This is a genomic window from Amycolatopsis sp. H20-H5 (assembly GCF_035828755.1).
Lineage (GTDB): Bacteria > Actinomycetota > Actinomycetes > Mycobacteriales > Pseudonocardiaceae > Amycolatopsis.
In genome coordinates this window covers 139,698-145,885 of sequence record NZ_JAYMZS010000013.1, presented here as the reverse complement: position 1 = coordinate 145,885, position 6,188 = coordinate 139,698, and the positions used below count along the sequence as shown (strand labels likewise).

The 6,188-nt window shown below is 69.2% G+C and carries 8 protein-coding genes; 3 read left to right on the top strand and 5 right to left on the bottom strand.

Annotated elements, in window-relative coordinates; translation table 11 throughout:
• Window positions 1-150 precede the first annotated feature (150 nt).
• Window positions 151-711, top strand: coding sequence for a DUF4232 domain-containing protein (locus QMK34_RS10585; protein ID WP_326413546.1), 561 nt, complete (start codon window positions 151-153; stop codon window positions 709-711).
• A gap of 422 nt (window positions 712-1,133) precedes the next feature.
• Here QMK34_RS10585 and QMK34_RS10580 read toward each other — a convergent pair whose 3' ends face one another.
• Together QMK34_RS10580 and QMK34_RS10575 are read right to left on the bottom strand one after the other, a co-directional pair.
• The gene (locus tag QMK34_RS10580) at window positions 1,134-1,796 is read right to left on the bottom strand and encodes a hypothetical protein (protein WP_326413545.1); all 663 of its coding nucleotides are present in this window, start codon (window positions 1,794-1,796) and stop codon (window positions 1,134-1,136) included.
• 128 nt (window positions 1,797-1,924) lie between these two features.
• Window positions 1,925-2,749, bottom strand: coding sequence for an SDR family NAD(P)-dependent oxidoreductase (locus QMK34_RS10575; protein ID WP_326413544.1), 825 nt, complete (start codon window positions 2,747-2,749; stop codon window positions 1,925-1,927).
• A 184-nt stretch (window positions 2,750-2,933) separates the two neighbouring features.
• Between QMK34_RS10575 and QMK34_RS10570 the strand changes: the two genes are divergently transcribed.
• Window positions 2,934-3,734 carry a trypsin-like serine peptidase gene (locus tag QMK34_RS10570; RefSeq protein ID WP_326413543.1) on the top strand — a complete coding sequence of 267 codons (801 nt, stop codon included), beginning with the start codon at window positions 2,934-2,936 and terminating at the stop codon, window positions 3,732-3,734.
• 26 nt (window positions 3,735-3,760) lie between these two features.
• Window positions 3,761-3,988, top strand: a complete 228-nt coding sequence (locus tag QMK34_RS10565) for an RNA-binding S4 domain-containing protein (RefSeq protein WP_326413542.1) — start codon at window positions 3,761-3,763, stop codon at window positions 3,986-3,988.
• Here QMK34_RS10565 and QMK34_RS10560 read toward each other — a convergent pair.
• From QMK34_RS10560 to QMK34_RS10550, 3 genes are read right to left on the bottom strand one after another with little or no spacing between them, the layout of a single operon-like run.
• Window positions 3,981-4,715: a hypothetical protein gene (locus tag QMK34_RS10560; protein ID WP_326413541.1), complete on the bottom strand. Its 735-nt coding sequence runs from the start codon at window positions 4,713-4,715 to the stop codon at window positions 3,981-3,983. The two genes, QMK34_RS10565 and QMK34_RS10560, sit on opposite strands and share 8 nt — an antisense overlap.
• Window positions 4,716-4,725: 10 nt before the next feature.
• The gene (locus tag QMK34_RS10555; protein WP_326413540.1) at window positions 4,726-5,466 is read right to left on the bottom strand and encodes a hypothetical protein; all 741 of its coding nucleotides are present in this window, start codon (window positions 5,464-5,466) and stop codon (window positions 4,726-4,728) included.
• A complete protein-coding gene (locus QMK34_RS10550) occupies window positions 5,466-6,176 on the bottom strand; it encodes a vWA domain-containing protein (RefSeq protein ID WP_326413539.1) in 711 nt (236 codons plus the stop codon). The genes QMK34_RS10555 and QMK34_RS10550 overlap by 1 nt, the downstream gene beginning before the upstream one ends.
• Window positions 6,177-6,188 lie beyond the last annotated feature (12 nt).

Sequence of the window (6,188 nt, the reverse complement as noted above, 5' to 3'; positions counted from 1 at the left end):
GGGTGCGGGTGATGACACAGTGCCGCATCCTGGGGCGGTTGTGGGCGTCTTCCTGGGTATGAGCGAGCTTGGTGAATGAATCACCGCTCGATCGCCGCTCGATTGGTGGTCCGGTGGAAAAGCCGTCGGACACAAGGGAAAGGGATTACCATGACCACTCGCACGATTGTTCGCCGTAGCCTTGCCGCTGTCGCTGTCGCCGGGGTTGTTGCCGGGGCGACCGCGCTGTCCGTTGGTGCCGCCAGCGCTGACAACGGTTACGGCCCGAACCTGCTGCCGTGCACTTCGAACCAGTTCACCACCGCTCTGGTCGAGGACATCACTTCGTCAGGCGAGCGCGACGCGGCCATCCAGTTCACTGCCAAGGTCGGCGAACGCTGCTTCCTCCAGGGCGTGCCCAACGTCGAAATTTCCGGCGCCCACAACGTGCTGCTCGACAACCAGGCCCCCGCCGACGCACCCGGTGTCGCGCTCGCCGACGGCTCCCAGGCGGCCTACATTCCGCTGCACTGGACCGTGTTCGAGCGAGGCGGCCTGCGGCAGACTCCCAACGGCATCACGTTCACCGCGCCGTCGGACTCCAACGCCCACGGCGACTACATCGACCCGAACACCCTGCTCGACTGGAACCTTGGCGCCGTCGACGCCAGCCACGCCAACCACACCATCACCGTCGGCGCGGTAACCCAGGGCGTCGCCTTCACCAAGTGACGACCACTCCTCGCGGCGCCGCCTCACCAGGACGGCGCCGCGAGCCGGTGACACTCAGAAGGCGTCCGGAAACTGATGTCATGTCGTCCAGTTTGGCGCCTGAGGCCGCGTTCCCTTCAGCCGCGACCCCAGGCCTGCCGTGTGCCCTGATGGGAGCCTTCACGGCGTCTAACGCCGTCATGGTGGCCTTCAGGGGCACGCGCGAAACGGTCGTGGCGGTATGAAACGGGCGAATGGTGGACTTTCCGTCCTTTGTGGAGGGTAAGCGGCTTCGAAGGACACGCGCCCGAGGCTTCGAGCGGCGCCGCGAGCCGGTGACACTCAGGTTGACGGTTTCACGTCGCTCATGCTGAGCCGGACCGCACACGGCGTTGTCGTGCGAGCCCGCTCACGTCAAGATCACTAGCTCCGGCTCGCGGGGGTCAGCGGTTGCCGGGCATCATGTTGTCGGCCGCGGCGAAGAAGGGGCCCACCAGGTCCTGCATCTGCTGGGCCGCCTGCTCGGCCGGGGTCTGGGGGTGTGTCGTGGGGGCCGGGAGGTCCACGCGGGGGTCGGCCGTGGGCTTCGTGGTGCGTTGCTGCTCGGGTGCCTGCTGGAGCTTGGGCGTCGCGGTGGTGTGGGACGGCTTCGGCGCGGGGACCGGGACGTAGATCGTCACCGGGGCCGCGGCCGGCTGCGCGGGGGCCGGTTGGGGGACCGGGACCGGGGCGGGCTGGGCCGCGACCGCCTGACGGGCGTCGAGGCGCGAGGCGTCCTCGGTCTGGGCCGCGCCGAACATGCTGCCGGAGATCCAGCCCAGTGCGAGCAAGGCCAGCGCGACGCTGCCGGCGAACCAGGATTTGACGCGGCGGTGGATGACCACGGACTTCGGGCGGAGGTCCAGGTCGGGGATCGGGGTCGTGAACACAGGGAAGATGTCGGTCGCCTCGGGGTCGAACCTCCCGAAGCTTCCGAGGCCCTCAGGGCTGCGCCGTCGCTGGGGCAGACTGGCAGCGATGATGCCTGTCCGATCCAGCAGGTCGGCGGCGGTGGCGGCCCGGGGGGACACACCCGTCGGACGACGCTGGGCGGCGGTGCGCAGCATGGGAAACCTCCGGAAGATCGGACTCGACCGTCTACATTCTCGTGCATTTCCGACGAGAATGTCGGAAATGCAACTCCATCGGGTGACCGACAATCCGGAAAGTACTGGTGGAAGGCGCGAAAAGCCAGTCAGAGACGCCGGAGAACGATACGGCCGAGCAGCGCCGCGGGCCGTTGGTACGCCGAGCCGAGCAGGCGGGGGATAGCGTCGATCACGTAAGCGTCCGGGCCGATGAGAATCCGCGCGGAACCACGCTCGACGCCCTTCAGGATGGTCTGCGCGGCCTTCTCCGGCGAGGTCCTCGCGATCCGGTCGAAGGCGACGGACGCCCGGTCGGACTTCTCGCCCGCCATCCCCCTGGCGTCGCGGGCGATGTTCGTCTTGATCCCGCCGGGATGCACACAGCTGACCCGCACCGGGTGCCGCGCGATGATCATCTCCTGGCGCAGCGCCTCGGTGTACCCGCGCACCGCGAACTTCGCCGCGTTGTAGGCACTCTGCGTCGGCACCCCGATCAGCCCGAACACGCTCGACACGTTCACCAGATGCCCCTCGCCGGACGCGATGAGGTGCGGCAGGAACGCCTTCGACCCGTTGACCACGCCGCCGAAGTTGATGCCCATCAGCCAGTCGAAGTCGGCCCAGTCCATGTCCTCGACGTTCGCGGACAGCGCGACGCCCGCGTTGTTGACGACCAGGTTGACCCGCCCGAACTCGCCTGCCACCTCGTCGGCGTGCGCTTGCACGGCGGCCCGGTCGGCGACGTCGAGTTCGTACGAACGTGCCCGCGCCCCGGCTTTCTCGCACAGCGCGGCCGTCTCCGCGACGCGCACGGAATCCACATCGGACAGAGCCAGCCGCGCCCCGCGCGCCGCCAGGTCCAGCGCGAGCGCCCGGCCGATGCCAGAGCCCGCTCCCGTGACCACCGCGACCTTGTCCGTGAACCGCTTCATCGCCCGCTCCCGCCGGTCAGTGTTACCTCGAGTAACAGATACTAGCGGTATCCGGGAGCGAACGGTATCCCGGCACTCTGGGCGGCGCTGTGAGTTTTCTGTGGGTCCTCCCGGAGAGGGTGCCATCGGCGCACCATTTATGGTGATCTATAACGCACAGGCGGAAGAACAGGGAAGGGGAGCGATGAATCTGCGTCGCCCTGCCGTCCTGCTCACTCTCTGTGCCGTGCTCGCGCTCTCCGCGGCGGGCTCGGTAGTAGCCGTGACCAGCGATAAAGACGCTCCGCCCGCTCCCGAGGAGGAGCTCGCGAGGCCCGTGATCGTCACCAAGGGTAAGCCCGACCCCACGGTCAACCCCGCGGTCGGCGCCCTGTTCCTCGAAGGCGCCCACTACTGCACCGCCAGCGTGGTGCACAGCGACGCGGGCGACGTCCTGCTCACGGCGGCCCACTGCATCCACGACGGCGAGGGCGGCGACTACCTCAGCGGCATCACCTTCGCGCCGGGTTACCACGACGGTGTCGCGCCGTACGGCTTCTGGGACGTCGGCGACGAGGTCGTCGCGCCGAACTGGGCGACCTCGTCGGACCAGGATCTCGACGTCGGTTTCGCCACCGCGCACCAGACGGGCACGAAAGTGTCACTCGAAAGCATTACCGGCGCCAACAAGCTGGCCACCGGCAGCGGCTTCGAGCAGCAGATCACCCTCACCGGGTACCCCGACGATGCCGAACGGCCCGCCGTCTGCGAGACCACCACCAGCCAGCAGGACACCTTCCAGCTGCGCGTCGGCTGCGTCGGCTTCCCCACCGGCACCAGCGGCGGCCCGTGGGTGATCAATACCGACGCCGAGACCAGGCTCGGCACCGTCGTCGGCGTGATCGGCGGCTTCGAATACGGCGGCGACGACCCGGACGTCTCGTACAGCAGCTACTTCGACACCGACGTCGCCACGCTCTACCGGATGACCGCCGCCAGTGGCTGAGCGGGCCATACCGGATGATGCGGGGTATGAACGACGATTCCGTCCGCGACGTCCCGATCACCGGCGAGCCCATCCGCCTCGGCCAGTTCCTGAAACTGGCGGGACTGGCGGAGAACGGTTCCCACGTCAAGGACCTCATCGACGCCGATGAGGTCACGGTCAACGACGAGCTGGAGACCCGTCGCGGCCGCCAGCTCAAGCACGGCGACATCGTGGCCGTTGGCAGCATGCGCGGGCGCGTGGTCCTCACCTGACCGGGCTCAGGGCACTGTCGAGGACGGTCCGGCCCTTCCCATCGGTCACCCGTAAGCGCTGGTTGTCGATCGAATAGGTGTAGCCGAGGTTACGGGCGGTGAAGCCCCCGGCCGTCCGCTCCGCCGGGATCTGCAAGTGGTGCTGGCTGGTCGCCGGTTGCCCCCTGGCCTGCCCGTCGTAGTAGAGCCGCCCGTCCGCCGCCGCACAGATCGTGACCAGGAACTTGTCCGTCTGGTAGCGCGCGACGGCCGTCCCGCGCCCGCCCGGCAGGAAACCGGCCACGGCCGCGGGGCACGGCTCCCCGCTCGCCTGTTCCCCCAGCGGCGACGGTGCGGAGGTCTCGGCCCGGGAGCCCGTCGAGCTCGGCGCCGAACCACCGGCGACGGAAGTCAGGTCCGGCAGGTTCCCCACGAGGAGGACCGCCAGCGCGATCACCACGGCGGCCGCCCCCACCACCCACGGCACGAACCCGGGCCTCGGTCGCGGTGTGGGCGAGAAGACCGGTGGCGGTGTGGCGGTCACGTAGAGCGGTGGCGGAGGAGCTTGCGTGCGGGGTCGCGGCGGCGGTCCTGCCGGGGGCCGGTACGGACGCGGCGTGTTCTCGGTGAGCACGTTCATCCGGGTCGCGGTGATACTCCCGGCCTGCCGCTGGCACAGCCTGCACACGTTCGACGCACCGTCGTTGATCGTGTCGCAGCCGTCGCAGGACCACTTCCGACCGGTCACGATGACCTCCTCAAGGGGTCGGCCCGGCGCCGAGCGGCCGGAACGTCAGCCAGTCCGCCGTGTCCGGCGCGCGCGTGTAGTCGAGGTCCGGCAAGTGCGCTGCCGGGGGACGGCCGGGCCGACGCCGGGGCCGGGGGGCGGGCGGCGCTTCACTGTCGAGCGTCTTGTCGAAGGCCGAGAACGCCACCTCGCGCAGCCGATGCTCGATGCCGGAGTCGCCGACGTCCGGAACCTGCTCGACAGGCCGCGTACCACGGGGAGCGACGCGCCGTGGGGCAGGCGTCGCCACCGGCCGTCCGGCCGTCACCGCGGCGACCAGCGTGCTCAGCGCTTCCCAGTGCACCGGCTGGAAATACAGTTTGACCTCCAGTTCGCCGTCCCAGTCCCCGCCACCGGCGGTCTCCTCCGGCACCACCCGGAGCAGGAGCCGCACCCGCGTTCGATCGTCCGAAGTGGACAGATTCGCCAGCGAAGCGGCTACGCAGTGCGAGAAGGGGGTGTCGAGATGCAGGCCGGAGCCGAGGACGGTCAGCCGGTGCCGGTTCCATTGCAGCGTCACGCGGGGTCCGCGCAGCACCACCGACCGGTCCGGTCCCTGCCGGACGGGCGCGGAAAACCGGCAGCGCACCCACTGCGTCGGCCGACCGCCCTCGTCGAACCAGCGGTGTTCGTACGCCCCGAACGGATCGACGGCCCACTCGTCCCGCGGCTCGTCGACACCGCCACGGGACCGGTCGCGGGGAGCGCGCATCAGAGGCTGTTCGCGATGGTGTTGATGATCTCGCCCATCTCCCACTCCTCGAGCCCGTCCCCCGCGTTGGAGGGGAAGAACAGCGTGTTGTTCCAGTCGTCGGCGATCTCCGGCCACGGCGAGATCTCCGGCGCGAACAGCAGCAGCCGCTTCGCCGAGTTGTCCATCACCGCGGACTGGCTGCGGGAATGTCCCCACTGCTCGAACAGCACGTCCATCGACTCCGGGACCGACGGCGGATAGGTGGGCACGCTTCGCTGCCGCGGCGAGCCGAGCGGATGCGCGGGCGCGTCGGTGAACAGCACGATCACATGCCTGCGTTTGTCGAGCCCGCGCTCCCAGTCCGCCTGCACCGCCAGCGCGAGCGCTTCGAGGCCGGACTCCGGGATGTCGCCGCCGCCGGTCGGCTCCAGCCGTCGCACGAACTCGGCGAACTCACCGGACTGCTCCGGCAGGGAGAGGAACGCGGTCTCGGCGATGGCGTCGTCGGCGCGGTCGCCGAAGTCGCGGAAGGCGATCACCTTGAGCCGCAGCTGGCTGATCGACTTCCCCTTGGCGTCCATCTCGGCGATCAGCTTCTGGTGGAACGAAAGCGCGCTCGCCTTCACGTCGTCGAGCGTGTGCCGCATGCTGCCGGTGGCGTCGATGCACAGCACGATGTCGACGGCGTACTTCAGAGAGCCGTGCTGCTGTTGCTCGGTCGTGGTCATCGGTTTCGCCTT